Below are 18853 nucleotides of genomic sequence, written 5' to 3' on the forward strand. Positions count from 1 at the left end.
CACCCACTGAGCGAACCGCCGCCGTCCGCGCCGCCCGGCGCGGGCGGCGGCGGCGGCGTGAGAACCTTTGCCGTCTCCTGGCCGGTATGTGTCATTGGGCGGAGGCGATGGGACCAAAGACCCTGATGTCCGGGTGTGCCCTCCGGGGAAGGTGATCTCCGAGCGCTCGCCGCAAGGGATCGGAGGGTTTCGCCGCGATGAGGACCACCCCGCAGACCGCCCCGCGGGCGACCGGAGCCGGAGGGGGCGCGACGGTCGCGCTGATACTGGCGACGGTCGCGTTCGCGGTGAACTTCTGGGCCTGGGCCCTGCTCAGCCCGCTCGGCCCGGCCTACCAGGAGCTTCTCCGGCTGAGCCCCGGCGAGGTGTCGATCCTGGTCGCCGTCCCGGTCATCGTCGGGTCGCTGGGCCGGATCGTGCTGGGCGGGCTGACCGACCGCTACGGCGGGCGCGCGGTCTTCGCGGTGACGAGCCTGCTGGGCGTGGCCCCCGTGGTGTTCCTGGCCTTCGCCGAGAACTACCCGGCGCTGCTGACCGGCGGGTTCCTGCTCGGCATGACGGGGGCGACCTTCGCGATCGGCGTGCCGTACGTCAACGCGTGGTATCCGCCGGAGCGCCGCGGGCTGGCGCTGGGGATCTTCGGCATGGGCAACATCGGCACCGCGATCTCCGGCTTCGCCACCCCGTGGCTGGCGGACGCCTACGGACGCAGGGTGCCGTTCTTCGTGGTCGCCGCCGCGCTCGTCGTGGTCGGCGTGGTCTTCTGGGTGGTGGGCCGGAACGCCCCGGGCACCCGGCCGGCCGCCGAGCCGTTCACCACCCGGTTCCTCGCCGCGGCGCGGCTGCGCGTCACCCGTGAGCTGGCGGCGATGTACGCGCTGACCTTCGGCGGGTTCGTCGCCTTCGGCGTCTACCTGCCGCTGTACCTCAAAGCCGGTTACGGCCTGACCGCCCCTGACGCCGCGGCCAGGGCCGCCGGGTTCGTGGTTCTGGCCACCCTCGCCCGGCCCGCGGGCGGCTGGCTGGCCGACCGGCTGGGCGGCCGCCCGGTGCTGGCCGTGGCGCTGGCGGTCGTGACGGCGTGCGCGGTCGTGGTGGCCTTCACCCCGGCGTTGCCGCTGGCCACGGCCGCCTTCCTGGCCATGGCCGCGGCGCTCGGCGTGGGCAACGGCGCGGTGTTCGCCCTGCTGGGGCGGATGGTTCCGGGCCCGATGGTCGGCAGCGCGACCGGCGTGGTCGGCGCGGCCGGCGGGCTCGGCGGGTTCCTGCCGCCGATCGTGATGGGGCTGATCTACCAGGCGACCGGCTCCTACGCCATCGGGCTGATGCTGCTGGCGACGGTCGCCGCCGCCGCGTTCGTCTACTGCCGCTTCGCGCTCGGCGCGAAGGAGCCGAAGGAGGGCATCGCATGACCGCCATGGACGGACCCGTCAGCGACGCCCTGCTCCGGCTGGGCCGCCACCTGCGCCCCGGGGAGGTGTCCGCCGACCTGCGGACGCTGCACCGGATCGGCGGCCGTCAGGGCGACGCCTTCTACCGCGACCGGTGGAGCCACGACAAGGTGGTGCGCTCGACGCACGGGGTGAACTGCACCGGCTCCTGCTCGTGGAAGGTCTACGTCAAGGACGGGATCATCACCTGGGAGGCGCAGCAGACCGACTACCCCGGCGTCGGGCCGGACCGGCCGGCGTACGAGCCGCGCGGCTGCCCGCGGGGCGCCGCGTTCTCCTGGTACACCTACTCCCCCACCCGGGTCCGCTTCCCCTACGCCCGCGGCGTGCTGGTGGAGATGTACCGGGAGGCGAAGGCGCGGCTCGGCGACCCGGTGGCCGCCTGGGCCGACGTCGTCTCCGACCCGGTACGGCGCCGCCGCTACCAGTCGGCCAGGGGCAGGGGCGGCCTGGTCCGCGTCACCTGGGACGAGGCGACGGAGATGATCGCCGCAGCGCACGTGCACACGATCAGGGCGTACGGTCCCGACCGGGTCGCCGGGTTCTCCCCCATCCCCGCGATGTCCATGGTCTCCCACGCCGCGGGATCACGGTTCGTCTCGCTGATCGGCGGCGCCATGCTGTCGTTCTACGACTGGTACGCCGACCTGCCGGTCGCCTCCCCGCAGGTCTTCGGCGACCAGACCGACGTGCCGGAGTCGGCCGACTGGTGGGACGCCGCCTACTTGATGCTGTGGGGCTCCAACGTGCCGGTCACCCGTACCCCCGACGCGCACTACATGGCCGAGGCCCGCTACCGCGGCCAGAAGGTCGTGGTCGTCTCCCCCGACTACAGCGACGCGACCAAGTTCGCCGACGAGTGGCTGGCCCCGCACCCGGGCACCGACGGCGCGCTGGCCATGGCCATGGGGCACGTGATCCTGAAGGAGTTCTTCGTCGACCGGCGGACGCCGTACTTCGACGACTACGTCCGGCGCCACACCGACCTGCCGTTCCTGGTCGCGCTGGAGGAGCGCGACGGCTCCCTGGTGCCCGGGAAGTTCCTGACCGCCGCCGACCTCGGCGAGGAGGGGGCGGAGGCGGCGTTCAAGACGGTGCTCCTGGACCGGGCGACCGGCGGGCCGGCCGTGCCCAACGGCTCGCTCGGCTTCCGTTACTCCGCCGGGGGCGAGGGCCGCTGGAACCTCGACCTGGGGGACATCGACCCGGCGGCGTCCCTGCACGGCCTGCCCGGGGCCGAGGCCGTACCGGTCGCGCTGCCCCGGTTCGACGAGCCGGACGGCGACGGGGTGCTGCGCCGCGGGGTGCCCGCGCTGCGGGTCGCGGACCGCCTCGTCACCACGGTCTTCGACCTCCTGCTCGCCCAGTACGGCGTGGCCCGCCCCGGCCTGCCGGGCGGCTGGCCGGCCTCCTACGAGGACGCGGCCGAGCCGTACACCCCGGCCTGGCAGGAGGCGGTGACCGGGGTGCCGGCGGCGCGGGCGGCGCGGATCGCCCGCGAGTTCGCCCGCACGGCCGAGGAGTCCGGCGGCCGCTCGATGATCATCATGGGGGCGGGCGCCAACCACTGGTTCCACTCCGACACGATCTACCGGTCGTTCCTGGCGCTGACCACGCTGACCGGCTGCCAGGGCGTCAACGGCGGCGGCTGGGCGCACTACGTGGGTCAGGAGAAGTGCCGGCCCGTCACCGGCTGGGCGCAGCTCGCGGGCGGGCTCGACTGGGCGCGCCCGCCCCGGCAGATGATCGGCACCGCCTACTGGTACCTGCACACCGACCAGTGGCGCTACGACACCTACACCGCCGACACCGTCTCCTCACCGCTCGGCGACGGCTCGTTCGCCGGGAAGGCCACCGCGGACCTGCTGTCGCAGTCGGCCCGGCTGGGCTGGATGCCGTCGTACCCGACGTTCGACCGCAACCCCCTGGACCTGGCCGACGAGGCCGCCGCGGCCGGGCTGGAGCCGGGGCCGTACATCGCCGAGCGGGTCGCCTCGGGCGCCCTCGGCTTCGCCTGCGAGGACCCCGACGCGCCGGGCAACTGGCCGCGGGTGCTGACGGTGTGGCGGGCCAACCTGCTGGGCTCCTCGGCCAAGGGCAACGAGTACTTCCTGCGCCACCTGCTGGGCGCCGACTCCTCGGTGCGGGCGGAGGAGGCCGCGCCCGGCCGGCGGCCCGGCGACGTGCGCTGGCGCGAGGAGACGCCGCAGGGCAAGCTCGACCTGCTGCTGTCGCTGGACTTCCGCATGACGTCCACGACGCTGTTCTCCGACATCGTGCTGCCCGCCGCGACGTGGTACGAGAAGCACGACCTGTCGTCGACCGACATGCACCCGTTCGTCCACGCCTTCTCCCCCGCGATCGACCCGCCCTGGCAGACCCGCACCGACTTCGCCGCGTTCACCGCCATCGCGGAGGCGTTCAGCGCCCTGGCCCGCACCCATCTCGGGACGCGGCGGGACGTGGTGGCGGTGCCGCTGCTGCACGACACCCCCGACGAGCTGGCCACCCCGCACGGCCGGGTGCGCGACTGGCGGCTGACCGGGGAGACGCCCGTACCCGGCCGGGACTTCCCGAAGATCGTGACGGTCGAGCGCGACTACGGCGCCGTCGCGGAGAAGATGGCCGCGCTCGGCCCCCTGGCGGACCGGCTCGGCGCCACGACCAAGGGCGTCACCTACGACGTGGCCGAGGAGGTGGACCGGCTGCGGAGCGTCAACGGCGCCGTCCGCGGCGGCGCGGCCGACGGCCGGCCGTCCCTGGCCCGCGACGTCGACATGTGCGAGGCGATCCTCGCCCTGTCGGGCACCACCAACGGGCGGCTGGCCGCGCAGGGGTTCGCCACGCTGGCCCGCCGTACCGGGACCTCCTTCGACGGCCTCGCCGACGAGCACAAACGGATCACCTTCGCCGACACCCAGGCCCGCCCGGTGCCGGTGACCACCTCCCCGGAGTGGTCGGGCAGCGAGACCGGCGGGCGCCGCTACTCGGCGTTCACCGTCAACGTCGAGCACCGCAAACCCTGGCACACCCTCACCGGCCGCCAGCACTTCTTCCTGGACCACGACTGGATGCACGAGGCCGGGGAGGCGCTTCCGGTCTACCGGCCGCCGCTGAACATGACCGCGCTGTTCGGCGAGCCGGGTCTCGGGGAGGGCGGCGCCGAGGGCGTCGTCGTGCGCTACCTCACCCCGCACTCCAAGTGGTCGATCCACTCCGAGTACCAGGACAACCTGCTGATGCTGTCGCTGTCGCGGGGCGGGCCGACCATCTGGATGAGCCCGGCCGACGCCGCCCGCGCGGGCATCGCCGACAACGACTGGGTGGAGGCGGTCAACCGCAACGGCGTGGTGGTGGCGCGGGCGGTCGTCTCGCACCGCATGCCGGCCGGGACGGTGTACATGTACCACGCCCAGGAGCGGGTGGTGGACGTGCCGAAGAGCGAGACCTCCGGCAGGCGCGGCGGCATCCACAACTCCCTGACCCGCCTGCTGGTCAAGCCGACCCACCTCATCGGCGGCTACGCCCAGCTCACGTTCGCCTTCAACTACCTGGGCCCGACCGGCAACCAGCGCGACGAGATCACGGTGGTCCGCCGCCGCTCGCAGGAGGTCGACTACTGATGCCCGCCACGGAACCGCGCCGCCCCTTCGAACCCTTCGCGCCTTTCGTGTCCTTCGTGTCCTTCGTGCCCTTCGTTCCCTTCGTGCCCTTCGTGCCCTTCGTGCCCTTCGTGCCCTTCGTGCCCTTCGAGCGGGAGGAGGTGGGTGGGCGATGACCAGGGTCATGGCGCAGCTCGCCATGGTGATGAACCTCGACAAGTGCATCGGCTGCCACACCTGCTCGGTCACCTGCAAGCAGGCGTGGACCAACCGGGCCGGCGTCGAGTACGTCTGGTTCAACAACGTCGAGACCCGCCCCGGCCAGGGCTACCCGCGCACCTACCAGGACCAGGAGAAGTGGAGGGGCGGCTGGGAGCTGAACCGGCGCGGCCGGCTGCGCCTGCGGGCCGGCGGGCGGCTGCGCAAGCTGCTGTCCATCTTCGCCAACCCGCTGATGCCGTCGATCCAGGACTACTACGAGCCCTGGACCTACGACTACGACCGGCTGTTCTCCGCCCCCGCGCAGGAGGACACCCCGGTCGCGCGGCCCAGGTCGCTCATCACCGGCGAGGACACCAAGATCACCTGGAGCGCCAACTGGGACGACGACCTGGCCGGCGGGCCGGAGCTGGCGCCCGCCGACCCGGTGCTGCGCAAGATCTCGGAGGAGGTGAAACTGGACTTCGAGCGGGCGTTCATGTTCTACCTGCCGCGCATCTGCGAGCACTGCCTCAACCCCTCGTGCGTGGCCTCCTGCCCCTCCGGCGCGATGTACAAGCGTTCCGAGGACGGCATCGTCCTGGTGGACCAGGACCGCTGCCGCGGCTGGCGGATGTGCGTGACCGGCTGCCCGTACAAGAAGGTGTACTTCAACCACCGCACCGGCAAGGCCGAGAAGTGCACCTTCTGCTACCCGCGGGTCGAGGTGGGCATCCCCACCGTCTGCTCCGAGACGTGCGTCGGGCGGCTGCGCTACATCGGCCTGCTGCTGTACGACGCCGACCGGGTCGCCGAGGCCGCCGCCGTACCGGACGAGAAGGACCTGTACGAGGCGCAGCGGAGCGTGCTGCTCGACCCGCACGACCCCGAGGTGATCGCGGCGGCCGGGGCGCAGGGCATCCCGGAGGACTGGCTGGAGGCCGCCCGCCGCTCCCCCGTGCACAAGCTGATCTTCAAGTACGGCGTCGCGCTGCCGCTGCATCCGGAGTACCGGACGATGCCGATGGTCTGGTACATCCCGCCGCTGTCGCCGGTCGTCGACGCGCTGGCCGGCACCGGCCACGACGGCGAGGACGCCGGCAACCTGTTCGGCGCCATCGACGCGCTGCGCATCCCGATCGGCTACCTGGCCGGGCTGTTCACCGCCGGCGACCCCGAACCGGTGCGCGCGGTGCTGCGCAGGCTGGCGGCGATGCGCTCCCACATGCGGCGCGACAACCTCGGGCAGGAGCCGGACCCCTCGATCGCCGAGTCCGTCGGCATGACCGGCGAGCGGATCGAGGAGATGTACCGGCTGCTGGCCATCGCCGCCTACGACGAGCGCTACGTCATCCCCCGGGCACACGCCGAGCAGGGCGCTCGGCTGGAGGAGACGGCCACCGGCTGCAGTCTCGACGTCGAGGGCGGCCCCGGCATGGGCGGCCCGTTCGGCGAGGCGTCCGGCCGACCCGCTCCGGTCTCCGTGGAGACCTTCCACGCGCTCAAGGAACGGCAGACCACCGAAGGCCTGGCCGAGGCGGACCGGCTCCGCGGCCGGGTCAACCTCCTCAACTGGGACGGCAAGGGCGTCCCCGAGGGCCTCTTCCCCCGCCACGACGCCGGCCCCGGTCACGACGACGGTTCCCATCATGACGGTCCCCGTCACGACGACGGCCCCCGCCACGATCACGAGAGGAAGTCATGAGCGCTCTCGACGACGCCGGGCTGCGCACCGTCCACATGGTGGCCTCGGTGCTGCTCGGCTACCCCGACGAACGGCTGTACGAGGCACGTCCGCTCCTTTCGAAGTCGGTGGAGACGCTCCCCTTCGGGGAGGTCCGCGCCCGGCTGGCCGCCTTCCTCCGCCACGTCGAATCCACCCCGCGGCGGGAGCTGGAGGCGCACTACGTGGCGACGTTCGACCTGAAACGGCGCTGCTGCCCGTACCTGACGTACTACACCTACGGCGACACCCGCAGGCGCGGCGCGGCGCTGCTGCGGTTCAGGCACGCGGTCCGCGCGGCGGGGTTCGACCTCTCCGGCGAGGAGCTGCCCGACCACCTGGCGGTGGTGTGCGAACTGTCGGCGCGCGGCGCCGCCGGGCCCGCCATGCGGCTGCTGCGCGAGCACCGCGCGGGCCTGGAGGTGCTCACCCGGGCTCTGCGGGAGGAGGGGTCGCCGTACGCCGACGTCGTGGCCGCGGTGCAGGCGACCCTTCCACCGGCCCGCCCGTGGGAGCGGGAGACGGCGCTGCGCCTGGCGGCCGAGGGACCGCCCGCCGAGGAGGTCGGGCTGGAGCCCTACTCGATCGCGGGAGGCGACCGGTGAACGCCCTGGACACGGCGCTGTGGGTGGTGGCCCCCTATGTGGCGCTGACCGTGTTCGCGCTCGGTCACGTGTGGCGCTACCGCTACGACAGGTTCGGCTGGACCACGCGCTCGTCGCAGATGTACGAGTCCCGGCTGCTGCGGGCCGGCAGCCCGCTGTTCCACTTCGGCCTGCTCCTGGTGATCCTCGGCCACGTCGGCGGGCTGGTGGTCCCCAAGGGCTGGACCGAGGCCGCCGGGGTGAGCGAGACGGCCTACCACGTCACGGCCGTCGTGCTCGGCACGCTGGCGGGCGTGGCGACCGTGGGCGGCCTGGCGATCCTGGTCTACCGGCGCCGTACCGTCGGCCCGGTGTTCACCGCCACGACCCGCAACGACAAGCTCATGTACGCGGTCCTCGCCCTGACCCTCGCGCTCGGCCTGGCCGCGACGGTCGTGGCCAACGTCCTCGGCGGCGGCTACGACTACCGCACGACGATCTCCCCGTGGTTCCGGTCGATCTTCTTCTTCCGTCCCGAGGGGGAGCTGATGGCGGGCGCCCCGCCGCTGTTCCGGCTGCACGCGCTCAGCGCGCTGGTGCTGTTCGCGATCTGGCCGTTCACCCGGCTGGTCCACGCGCTCACCGCGCCGGTCGGCTATCTCACCCGCCCCTACATCGTCTACCGCAGCCGGGACGACCGGCGCGGCCTGGCGGAGCCCCGGCGCGGGTGGGAACCGACCCGCTGACGGACCCGCTGACGGACCCGCGGGCCGCACGGCGGGCGGGCGTCCGCCGTACGGCCCGCCGCGCCGCCACCCGTCGCGCCGCCCCTCGTCGCCCCGCCTCTCGCCGTCTTGCTTCTCGCCGCGCCGCCTCTCGTCGCGCCGTCGACCGTGCCACCGGATATTTCCTGCTTTATGTGAACTTAAGGACTTTGGTCCCAGGCAGCCCGACCAAAGACTCTGCCGCGCCGACCGGCCGTCCGGGAAAGCTGATCCCCGCATGTACGACGCCACAGGGTCCGGAAGGGATTCCCACGATGATGACCGCCCGACAGGTCGCCCGGGAGAGAACCGGACGAGGACCGTCGGCCGCGCCGGCACCGGCGCCGGCACGAGCCGCGACGGGCGCCGCGTCGTCATGAGCGTTCTCGACGGCGGGGTGCGCACCGCCCACATGGTCGCCTCGGTACTGCTCGGACGGCCCGACGAGGGAATGCGGGAGGCGTGGCCGCTCCTGGCGAGGTCGGTCGCCACGCTCCCCTTCGGCGAGGTCCGCAACCGGCTGACCGCCTTCCTCGTCCACGTGGCGGCCACGTCCCAGACCGCCCTGGAGGCGCATCACGCCGCGGTGCTCGGCCCGGGGCGCAGCCGCCGGTTCCGCCTGGCCTCCCATTCCCCCGGCGACGCGGCCGGACGCCAGGAGGCTCTGCACCGGTTCGAGGACGCTTTCCGCACCGCGGGATTCGGCCTGTCCGGCGAGGAGCCGGCCGACCACCTGGCGGCGGTGTGCGAGCTGTCGGCCCGCGGCGCCGTGGAGCCGGCCGTGCAGCTGCTGCGCGAGCACCGCGCGGGCCTGGCGGAACTGCGCGGGGAACTGGAGGAGGAGGGGTCGCCGTACGCCCACATCGTGGCCGCGGTGCAGGCGACCATTCCCCCGGCCGGCCCGCGCGCGACGCCCGGTGCCCTGCGTCGCGCGGAGCCGGTTCACCGCCTGGTGACGCCGTACGGTGAACCGGCCCGGTTCACCACCCGGTGACGCCGGGAAGCCGGTCGAGGGGGACGGGTACGGGTCAGGCGGGCGCGAGGCGCTCGGCGGCCATGTCGCGCAGCCGGTCGGCGAACGCGAGCGCCTGCTCGGGCGTCATGCGCGGCTCGGGACCGACGTAGAAGACCACGATGTCGCCGTTGGGGGACGTCGTGGCCGCGAACGGGAGCGAAGGTGAGATGACCATGATGCGATCATTCTTGCCTGCCCCACCGACATTTCGCAGTTCGTTTAACCCGCCGCGACCGCTTCCGCTCGTCAGGACACCGTGCAGGGCGTGCCGTTCAGGGTGAACGCGGCCGGGGCCGGGTTGCCGGCGCCGTAGGAGCCGTTGAACCCGATGCCGGTCGAGGCGCCGGGGGCGAGGGAGGCGTTCCACGACAGGCTCGTCGCGGTGACGGCGGCTCCCGACTGCGACCAGGTCGCCGACCAGCCCTGGGTGACGCGCTGGTCGCCGGGGAAGGTGAACCGCAGCGTCCAGCCGTTGATCGCGGAGGTTCCGGTGTTGGCGACGGTGACGGTGGCCCCGAAGCCCCCGCCGCCCCAGTCGCCGGCGGCGTAGGTGACCCGGCAGCCGCTTCCGCCGTTCCCGCCGCTCGTGGTGACGTTCACCGTGCCGGACCGGGGCGAGCGGTTGCCCGCCGCGTCGCGCGCGTAGACCGCGAACGTGTACGCGGTGCCCGCGGACAGGCCGGTGACCGTCGCCGAGGGGGTCGCCGGTGTCGCCACCGTGGTCTCGGTCGTGCCCTGCACCCGTACGACGTCATAGGCCGTCACGCCGACGTCATCGCTCGACGCCGCCCAGGACAGTGTGACCTGGGAGGACGTCACCCCCGACGCGGCCGGCGCGCCGGGCGCGGACGGCGGGGCGGTGTCGGCGGGCGAGTCCCGGTAGGTCAGCCCGTGGCCGTAGGGGAAGAGCGGTGTCTTGCCGTCCCCGTCGTTGATCGGCTGCTGGCTCACGTCGCCCATCCAGGTCATCGGCAGCTTCCCGGTGGGCTTGACCGCTCCGAACAGGACGTCGGCGACGCCCCGCCCCTCGGTGCCCGGCAGCCACGAGGCCACCAGGGCGTCCCAGCCGGGCAGCTGGGCGGCGATGTCCAGCGGGCGGCCCGAGACCAGCACCACGACCAGCGGCACCCCGGCCTGGCGCAGCGTGTCGAGGGTGCGCAGGTCCGTGGCGTCCAGGCCCATGGATCCGGTGCGGTCGCCCTGGCCCTCGGCGTACGGGGTCTCGCCCACCACGGCGATCGCGGCCCGGTAGGAGCCGTCGACGCCGCTGCCGTCGCGGCTGTAGGTCACCGTCGCCGCCGAGCCGACGGTGTCGCGGATGCCCTGCAGGATGGTGGTGCCGGGGGTGATGTTCCCCGGGGAGCCCTGCCAGGAGACGGTCCAGCCGCCGCTCTGAATGCCGATGTCGTCGGCGCTCCTCCCCGCGACGAAGATCTTTCCGCCGGAGGCGGCCAGCGGCAGGACGTTCCCGCTGTTCTTCAGCAGCACCTGCGACTTCGCCACCGCCTGGCGGGCCAGGGCGCGGTGCGCCGCGCCGCCCACGGTGGAGGTGTAGGACCGGTCGGTCAGCGGCTTCTCGAAGAGGCCCAGCTCGAACTTCTTCGTGAGGACGCGCCGGACGGCATCGTCCACCCGTGAGGTCGCCACCCGCCCGGCCTGCACCTCGGCCCGCAGCAGGGTGATGAACTGCTTCCACGCCTGGGGCTCCATCACCATGTCGACGCCGGCGTTGACCGCGGTGCGCACGTCGGTGGCCGACAGCCCCTGGGCGCCGTCGATCTGGTCCACGCCGTTCCAGTCGGAGACGACGATCCCGGTGAAGCCCAGCTCGCCCTTGAGCACGGAGGTGATCAGGTACCGGTCGCCGTGCGTCTTCACGCCGTTCCAGCTGCTGAACGAGACCATCACCGAGCCCACCCCGCGTTCCACCGCGGCCTTGAACGGCGGCAGATGGATCGCCCGCAGCTCGGCCTCGGTCAGCCGGGTGTCACCCTGGTCGTCCCCGCCGATCGTGCCGCCGTCGCCGACGTAGTGCTTGGCGGTGGCCATCACCGAGGCCGGGCCGCCCAGCTCCGGCCCCTGCAGGCCGGTGACGATCGTCGTCATCGACGAGGGGAGCTCGGGCAGCTCGCCGAACGACTCGTAGGTGCGTCCCCACCGGTCGTCGCGTGCCACGCACACGCAGGGGGCGAAGTTCCAGTCGACGCCCGTGCCGGAAACCTCCTCTGCGACCGCCCGGCCGATCTGCCGCACCAGCTCGGGGTCCCGGGTGGCGCCGAGCCCGATGTTGTGGGGGAAGATCGTGGCGCCGACCACGTTGTTGTGGCCGTGCACCGCGTCCACGCCGTAGACGAGGGGGACGCCCAGCGGCGTGGCGAGAGCGGCCCGCTGGAAGCCGTCGTACATGTCGGCCCAGGAGGCGGCGTTGTTCGGGGAGGGCGCCGAGCCGCCGCCGGACAGCAGGGAGCCCAGCCGGTAGGCGGTGATGTCGGCGGCCGTGACGGAGCCGCGTTCCGCCTGGGTCATCTGGCCGATCTTCTCGTCCAGTGTCATCCGCGAGAGCAGGTCGGCGACCCGGGTCGCCACCGGCAGGGACGGGTCGCGGTAGGGCTCCCCCGCCGCGGCCCGGAGCGCGGCACCCGTTCCCGTCCCGGAGCCCGAACCGGACGCGGCTCCGGCCGCGGCCGTGGTGGTCGCCGCGGGGATCGACATCCCTGCGGCCAGCAGCGCGGCGGCGAGCACGGCGCGGAGCCGGGCCCGACGGCCGGACGGGAGGGAGATGCGCACTTCGGTCCCTTCGATGGGTCGTCGGCGGGGTGGGCGGCGTGCCGGTCGGCGGAACGGCCCGGGGGGGGTACGGCGAGCGCGCGTGCCGCACCCCCGGGCCGGGTCAGGACGCGGCGCAGGTGTAGCCGGAGGGCACCTGGACGCCGCCGCCGGGACGGGTGACCTGGAAGCCGAAGCTCGCCTTGGCGCCGGGCGCGAGGGAGCCGTTGTGGCTCGCGTTGCGAGCGGTGACGGTCTGCCCGCTGGTGGTCACGGTGGCGTTCCAGGAGCCGGAGAGCGTGTGCCCGGCCGGGAGGGTGAAGGTGACGGTCCAGCCGCTGGTCGGAGCGGAGCCGGTGTTGGTGACGGTGACCGGATCGACGACGTAGCCGTTGTACCACTGGGCCGGGGCGGTCCCGGCGGCCGAGCAGCCGCCCCCGCCGTTCCCGGGGTCGCCGCCGTCGCTCCCGCCGACGCTGTAGGAGAAGTTGTTCACCGCCAGGCCGGTCTGGCCCACCCACGGCTCGAAGCCCACCTGGACGCTGGTGAGGTACCACGACCGCTGGGCGTAGCCGCGGTTGATCGCGTCGTCGGCGAAGGTGCGCACGGCGAAGCCGATCGAGTTCGTCGCCGAGGTGCGGACGTAGGAGATCACGTTCCAGCCGATGTTGCCGTACCAGACCTCCCAGGTGGCCCCGGCGAGGCTGACCGTGCCCACCCGCGAGCCGACCGGCTGGATCGGCCCCGCGCGGTTGAGCCACACCATGATCTCGGCGCCGGTGTTCTGGCCGTCGGTCCGCGGGGTCGGATCGAACCAGATGTCGTAGGCGGCGTCGTACACCCCGCTGCCGGGGTAGGTCATGCTGACGCTGGTCTGGACGCCGTTGAACCGGCTGTCGCTGGCCCGCATCGGCAGGCCGCTGCCGGAGGTGCAGTTGGCGTAGTGGCAGCCGGCGTAGATCGACGGGTACGAGCCCGGCGCGCCGTTCGTCGGTTTGTTGTGGCTCGCCTGGGTGACGGTGAAGCCGGTACTCGTGACGTTGATGCACTGGGTCGTGTCGTCGCCCCAGTTGTTGTTCTGGACGATGTACCTGCCGTTCTGGATGGTGGTCGAGCCGTACTTCTCGCAGATGGTCGTGTCGGCGCGTGCCGGGGCGGTGACCGCTCCCGCCGCGAGGACCAGGCCGAGCGCGGCGAGGATCACCGCGACGGCCCGGCTCATGCCGCGTCGTTCTCTCGTGTCCGTCATGGTGCGCTGCTCCGGGGGTCGCGAACGTCTGTGGGGTCCCTCCTGCACGACGCACCATAAAGTCCGGTCTCTTCGCTGCAAACGGTCGCCCGGTCGTACCGCGCCGCGTCCGGCCGGTCACCAGGTGCGATCCTCACCGGCGGGTCGCGGGTCCCGTGAAAATTTCAGCCTCCACCCGGCCGAAAGCCGCCGGAAGCCCGCCGGAGGCCCGGGGCCGCCGCCCCGGGGCTCAGTGCTCCGGGCTCACCGCCCCGGGGCTCAGCGCTCCAGACTCACCGCCCCGGGGCTCAGCGCTCCGGGCCGTCCCAGCCGTGGAGCGCGAAGCCCCGCCCCTCCGCGATCGCCCGCAGGGCCGCCGCGGGGTAGTCGACCATGTCCGCGGGCAGCCCGTCCATCGGATACCAGGCCAGGCCGTCGCACTTGCCGGGTTCGGCGTTGTACGGCTCGCCGGTCCAGCGCTCGGCCCGGAAGAACAGCCCGACCCGGTCGGGGGCGCGGTGCATGACATGGACGAAGGTCAGGTCGGCCGGGTCGACGGTGACGCCGACCTCCTCCGCCGCCTCGCGGGCCGCGGCCCGGAGCACCGGCTCCCCGGCCTCCAGGTGCCCGCTGGGCAGGTGCCACAGGCCGTCGCCGTACCCGGTGTTCGCCCGCCGCCCGAGCAGCAGCGCGCCGTCGCGGACGAACATCACGTGCACGTCGACGATCGCGGTGAACCGGGTCGGGCGCACCCGGTGCGGCGCGGTCGCGACGCGCCGGTCGAGGGCCTGCGCCCACTTGACGGCGACGGCGGCGACCTGGATCAGCTCGCCGCGCAGCAGGTCGGGGTCGTCCTCGGCGAACGCCTCCAGGACCTCCTCGCGCAGGATGTGCCGCCAGGTGACCCCGCCGGCGCGCTTGGCCTCGTCGAGGTCGCGCTTGGCGCGGTCGGCGGCGGCCGTGCCCTCGGGACCGGTGCCGTCGGGATGCTCCTGCACCCCCCACATGGCGTCCTGCGCGGCCCGCTCGGCGGCGACGTCGGCGAGCACCCTCCTCAGGGATCCCGGCACGCCGGAGTCTCCGTCGGCCCTCACGCCCCACACCCTCTCCTCGCGCGTGCCCACCGCCCGGCCCCCGGCACGCCCGCCGTACGGTCGCGCCGGCGGAGCGGCGTTCGGCGGTGACGCCTCCGCGGACGGTCCGCCGCGGAGGCGTCACCGCCGACGACTAGTGACCGATCCGGGCGTCGCCGATGTCGACCGGGAGGGCGGGCCTGCCGTCCACCGGCGGTGTCGGGCCTCCCTCGACGGGCTGGATGCCACCGGCCGCGATGCGGTCCAGGGCGGCGAGACCGGCGGCGTCGACCGTCCCGAAGACCGTGTAGTTGGCCGCCAGCCCGGAGTCGCCGTAGACCAGGAAGAACTGGCTGCCGTTGGTGTCCGGCCCGGCGTTGGCCATGGCCAGCACTCCGCGCGCGTACGTCCTGCGCTGCCCGGTGGAGTCGCCCGGCCACGGCGGCAGATCGGTGGGCAGTTCGTCCTTGTACCGGTAGCCCGGTCCGCCCTCGCCGGTGAAGCCGGGGTCACCGCACTGCAGCACCTTCAACCGGTCATAGGCGGTCAGCCGGTGGCACGAGGTGGCGTCGTAGAACCTGTGCCGGATCAGGTGCACGAAGCTCTGCACCGTACAGGGAGCCTTGGCCGGGTCGAGGGTGAGCCCGATGTCGCCGTGGTTGGTCTTGAGGACCGCGGAGACGGGGCGGGTGGGGGTGCGACGCGGGTCCGGCGGCAGCGGCACCTTGCGCGCGGCCGGCTCGTCCGGGGTCGGGGTGTACTGGCACGGACCCTTCGTCGGCTTCGGCGGCCCGCCCCCGGACTCGGCCGCCGAAGCGGGCATCACTCCCGACGTGACCAGCGAGCCCGCCGCCGCAATGACCATCGCGGCGCGTACCGCGCGTCGCGGCAACGCTCTGTCGAACACGGTGACCTCCCGGGAGTTGATCGATGACCTCCTGAGGTCTAATCGATCTGACCGAGGACGTCAAGGATTCGGCTCGGCGCACCGGCGGGATGTGAGGAGGGCGGCCGCCGTGGAAGATTACGGGCCTGGCCTCCTCCCCGCGGCCGAAGCCCGGGGTCTCCGCGCTCAAGGAGTTTCGATGAGAATCACGCTGGTCACCGGGGACATCACCACCCAGAACGTCGACGCCGTCGTCAACGCCGCCAACTCCTCGCTCCTCGGGGGCGGCGGGGTCGACGGGGCGATCCACCGGCGCGGCGGCCCGGCGATCCTCGCCGAGTGCCGTGAGCTGCGCGCCTCCCGCTACATCCACGGGCTGCCGACCGGCATGGCGGTGGCCACCACCGCGGGCGAGCTGCCGGCCCGCTGGGTCATCCACACCGTCGGTCCCGTCTTCTCCGCCGGCGAGGACCGCTCGGAGCTGCTCGCCTCCTGCTACCGCGAGTCGCTGCGGGTCGCCGACGAGCTCGGCGCGGCCGGCGTCGCGTTCCCCGCGGTGTCGGCGGGGGTCTACGGCTGGCCGATGGACGACGCCGCCCGCATCGCGGTCGGCACCGTGAGCGTCACGGCCACTCGGGTGTCGGAAGTGCGGTTCGTCCTGTTCACCGCGGACGCCCACGCCGCCTTCGACCGGGCGCTCAGCCTGCTGGACCGGCCGTAGCCCCGCGCCCGACCGGCCGGACCCGCCGTGGTTCCGTGTCCGCCGGGCCGTACGGCGCGCCGGGGCGCTGAGGTGTCGGGGCGTACGGCGCGCCGGGGCGCTGAGGTGTCGGGGCGTCGCGCCCGTCAATCCGGTGGCCCGGCCTCGGCCGTACGTGGCATGGTGAGCCGGTGTCCGGAATGAGCAGACTTCCCCGTTCGGTCGCCGAGGCCGTGACCGCCGAGCGGAACGGCGCGGTGCTCCGTCACCTGTTCTTCTGGGGGCACCGGCCGCCACGCGGCGGGGGTGTCGGCCCGGGGTGTCTCAGCCAGTGGTGGGAGGCCCCCTTCACAGTGGACGGGCACGTCTTCCGCTCCGCGGAGCACTACATGATGGCCCACAAGGCGTGGTTGTTCGGCGACGACGAGACCGCCGGACGGATTCTCGGCGCCCGGCATCCCGGTGAGGTCAAGCGGCTCGGCCGCGAGGTCCGGGGCTTCGACGAGGCCGTCTGGCGCGAGCATCGCTACGGGATCGTGGTGCGCGGCGGTGTCGCGAAGTTCGGCGCGCACCCGGAGCTGAGGGAGTTCCTGCTGGGCACCCGCGGCCGGGTCCTGGTCGAGGCCAGCCCGGTGGACCGGATCTGGGGCATCGGGCTGGCGGCGGACGACGCGCGCGCCGCCTCCCCGGCCACCTGGCGGGGCCTCAACCTCCTCGGCTTCGCCCTCATGGACGCCCGCGACATCCTGGCGAACGGTGACCCGGCGGAACCGGGGACGGCCCTCCCCGCGGCGGGGTGATCCGGGGCCGGAGTCATCGAGGGGACGAGAAGGTGTATTCCAGACTAAAGGGATGATAACCCTAAAAGTCAAAATAGGGAACAATTCAAAAATAAGGCCAGCTTGGTGATGCAAGTCGACACCGATTAACAAAAAGGAGCCCAAGGAGAAGTCGCCAGATTTCTCCTTTTCGGCATCTAATTGGTGGAAAGTCGTAAGGCGCGTCTGATCGGCTGTACGGGATCTTCGACCCGTACGACCCCAAGGAACACGCGTGCGACTTCTCCCCCGAAGGCTCCCCATCGTGGCGGGCCTGGCCCTGACCGCGCTCGTCACGACCCAGCCGGGCATCGCCCAGGCCCGGCCGCCGCACGAGCGGCCCGTGGACGTGCAGCTGCTGTCCATCACCGACCTGCACGGCTACCTGCGCCCGCACGACGACGCGGCCAACGGCACCGTCAAGGACGCCGAGGGCAGGACGATCGTGGTCGGCGGCGCCCCCTACATCGCCACCCACCTGAAGCGGCTCCGGGCCGGCCACAAGAACTCGATCACCTTCTCCACCGGCGACAACTTCAGCGGCTGGCCGACCGAGGTCGCCTACCACGCCGACGAGCCGACCATCGAGTTCCTCAACCGCGTCGGCGTGGAGTTCAGCGCCGTCGGCAACCACGAGCTCGACCTGTCGCCGTCGTTCCTGCGCGACCACATGGGCAAGGGCCGCTGCTTCGGCGAGATCGACGTGGACAGCTGCTTCACCGACTCGACCGGCCGGCGCTTCCACGGCGCGGACTTCCCGTTCTCCGCGGCGAACGTCACCGCCAAGGGATCGGACAAGCCGCTGCTCGCGCCGTACGTCATCCGGTGGGTGAAGCCGGAGCGCGGGCCGAAGATCCCGGTGGGCTTCATCAACCTGACGACCCCCACCACGGTGAACGGCTCGACCTCCTACCAGCCGGGCCTGGACAACCTCCCGCTGGTGGAGACCGCCAACCGCTACGCCGCCGAGCTGAAGCGCCGGGGCGTGGAGGCGATCGTGGCCAACGTGCACGAGGGAGGCACGGCGGGCGACGTCTACGACCGGTGCAACGCCAACCCCACGGGCCCGGTGTTCGACTTCGCCCGGCAGGTCACCCCGGACATCGACGCGATCGTCACCGGCCACTGGCACGCCCTGTTCAACTGCTCGGTGCCGGACCCGGCGGGCGACCCGCGCCCGGTGGTCGAGGCGGCCAACCACGGCAGGCTGATCAACGAGATCAACCTGCGGATCGACCCGGCCACCCGGGACGTGATCCGCTCGGCGACCACCTCGGTCAACCACCCGGTCACCCGTGACGTGCCCGCCGACCCCGAGATGGTCACGCTCGTCGACCACTGGGTGAACCGCGGCGCGCAGACCTACGCCCGGCCGGTCGGCACGATCACCGGGGACCTCACGCGGACGCGCGACGCCGACGGCGAGAGCACGCTCGGCAACTTCGCCGCCGACGCCGAGTACGCCGACTCCCGGCGCACCCCGGGCGGGAACGCCGACCTCGCGATGGTCGCCGTCGCCCCGGTCAAGGGCTCGGTGGCGCTCCGCGGCGACCTGCGGTACGCCAAGGGGACCAACCCGGCCGACGCCGACGGCACGGTGCTGTTCGGCGAGGCGTGGTCGGCCTTCGGCTACGCCAACCCGGTGGTCACCGTCTCGGTCACCGGCGCGGCGATCGAGCAGGCGCTGGAGCAGCAGTGGCAGACCCAGGCGAACGGCTCGGTGCGTTTCGCCCCGCTGGCCGTCTCCGGCAACGTCCGATACTCCTACGACGCCACCCGGCCGGTCGGCGACCGGGTGAACCCCGCCGACGTCCTGATCGACGGCAGGCCCCTGGAGACCGGGCGCACCTACCGGCTCGCCGCCCTGGCCTACACCCTGATCGGCGATGACGGCTACACCGCGTTCGCCGGGTTCACCGACGCCGTGCGCGGCAGCCGCGACTACGAGGCGTTCCGCGCCCACTTCGCCCAGGGCCCCGTGACGCCCCCGGCCCTCGACCGGGCCACCGCGCTGCGCTGACCCCCGGCCGGCCGTACGGCCCGCG

At 73.0% G+C, this 18853-nt stretch carries 15 protein-coding genes; 10 read left to right on the top strand and 5 right to left on the bottom strand.

What is annotated here, in order from left to right:
- Positions 1-197 precede the first annotated feature (197 nt).
- The 7 genes from IEZ10_RS02285 to IEZ10_RS02315 all read left to right on the top strand — a co-directional run bounded on the left by IEZ10_RS02285 (position 198) and on the right by IEZ10_RS02315 (position 9316).
- Positions 198-1412 (top strand): MFS transporter, encoded by a 1215-nt coding sequence (locus IEZ10_RS02285; RefSeq protein WP_189244735.1) that lies wholly within the window; start codon positions 198-200, stop codon positions 1410-1412.
- On the top strand, positions 1409-5074 hold the full coding sequence (locus IEZ10_RS02290) for a nitrate reductase subunit alpha (protein ID WP_189244736.1): 3666 nt from the start codon (positions 1409-1411) through the stop codon (positions 5072-5074). Before IEZ10_RS02285 ends, IEZ10_RS02290 begins: the two co-directional genes overlap by 4 nt.
- Entirely contained in the window at positions 5074-5229 is a 156-nt protein-coding gene (locus IEZ10_RS02295; protein WP_189244737.1) for a hypothetical protein, read from the top strand. The genes IEZ10_RS02290 and IEZ10_RS02295 overlap by 1 nt, the downstream gene beginning before the upstream one ends.
- A complete protein-coding gene (gene narH, locus IEZ10_RS02300) occupies positions 5226-6956 on the top strand; it encodes a nitrate reductase subunit beta (RefSeq protein WP_189244738.1) in 1731 nt (576 codons plus the stop codon). Before IEZ10_RS02295 ends, narH begins: the two co-directional genes overlap by 4 nt.
- The gene (gene narJ / locus IEZ10_RS02305; RefSeq protein WP_189244739.1) at positions 6953-7579 is read left to right on the top strand and encodes a nitrate reductase molybdenum cofactor assembly chaperone; all 627 of its coding nucleotides are present in this window, start codon (positions 6953-6955) and stop codon (positions 7577-7579) included. Before narH ends, narJ begins: the two co-directional genes overlap by 4 nt.
- Positions 7576-8304 carry a respiratory nitrate reductase subunit gamma gene (narI, locus tag IEZ10_RS02310; RefSeq protein WP_229810857.1) on the top strand — a complete coding sequence of 243 codons (729 nt, stop codon included), beginning with the start codon at positions 7576-7578 and terminating at the stop codon, positions 8302-8304. Before narJ ends, narI begins: the two co-directional genes overlap by 4 nt.
- 394 nt (positions 8305-8698) lie before the next feature.
- Positions 8699-9316: a nitrate reductase molybdenum cofactor assembly chaperone gene (locus tag IEZ10_RS02315; RefSeq protein ID WP_189244740.1), complete on the top strand. Its 618-nt coding sequence runs from the start codon at positions 8699-8701 to the stop codon at positions 9314-9316.
- A 34-nt stretch (positions 9317-9350) separates the two neighbouring features.
- Here IEZ10_RS02315 and IEZ10_RS02320 read toward each other — a convergent pair whose 3' ends face one another.
- The 5 genes from IEZ10_RS02320 to IEZ10_RS02340 all read right to left on the bottom strand — a co-directional run bounded on the left by IEZ10_RS02320 (position 9351) and on the right by IEZ10_RS02340 (position 15311).
- Positions 9351-9512 carry a hypothetical protein gene (locus tag IEZ10_RS02320; protein WP_179818717.1) on the bottom strand — a complete coding sequence of 54 codons (162 nt, stop codon included), beginning with the start codon at positions 9510-9512 and terminating at the stop codon, positions 9351-9353.
- A gap of 71 nt (positions 9513-9583) precedes the next feature.
- Positions 9584-12124 (bottom strand): glycoside hydrolase family 3 N-terminal domain-containing protein, encoded by a 2541-nt coding sequence (locus IEZ10_RS02325; RefSeq protein WP_229810858.1) that lies wholly within the window; start codon positions 12122-12124, stop codon positions 9584-9586.
- 103 nt (positions 12125-12227) lie between these two features.
- Entirely contained in the window at positions 12228-13352 is a 1125-nt protein-coding gene (locus IEZ10_RS02330; RefSeq protein WP_229810859.1) for a glycoside hydrolase family 12 protein, read from the bottom strand.
- A 287-nt stretch (positions 13353-13639) separates the two neighbouring features.
- The gene (locus IEZ10_RS38620) at positions 13640-14425 is read right to left on the bottom strand and encodes an NUDIX hydrolase (RefSeq protein ID WP_229810860.1); all 786 of its coding nucleotides are present in this window, start codon (positions 14423-14425) and stop codon (positions 13640-13642) included.
- A gap of 133 nt (positions 14426-14558) precedes the next feature.
- A complete protein-coding gene (locus IEZ10_RS02340; protein ID WP_229810861.1) occupies positions 14559-15311 on the bottom strand; it encodes a peptidylprolyl isomerase in 753 nt (250 codons plus the stop codon).
- 178 nt (positions 15312-15489) lie between these two features.
- On the opposite strand from IEZ10_RS02340, the gene IEZ10_RS02345 reads away from it, so the two are divergent.
- From IEZ10_RS02345 to IEZ10_RS02355, 3 genes are all read left to right on the top strand, one after another.
- Positions 15490-16011, top strand: coding sequence for an O-acetyl-ADP-ribose deacetylase (locus IEZ10_RS02345; protein ID WP_189244741.1), 522 nt, complete (start codon positions 15490-15492; stop codon positions 16009-16011).
- Positions 16012-16190: 179 nt separating this feature from the next.
- Positions 16191-16790: a riboflavin biosynthesis intermediates N-glycosidase gene (gene ybiA, locus IEZ10_RS02350; RefSeq protein ID WP_189244742.1), complete on the top strand. Its 600-nt coding sequence runs from the start codon at positions 16191-16193 to the stop codon at positions 16788-16790.
- A gap of 253 nt (positions 16791-17043) precedes the next feature.
- A complete protein-coding gene (locus tag IEZ10_RS02355) occupies positions 17044-18828 on the top strand; it encodes a bifunctional metallophosphatase/5'-nucleotidase (RefSeq protein WP_229810862.1) in 1785 nt (594 codons plus the stop codon).
- Positions 18829-18853: the final 25 nt, after the last annotated feature.

The organism is Streptosporangium pseudovulgare (assembly GCF_014648055.1).
GTDB classification, from domain to species: domain Bacteria; phylum Actinomycetota; class Actinomycetes; order Streptosporangiales; family Streptosporangiaceae; genus Streptosporangium; species Streptosporangium pseudovulgare.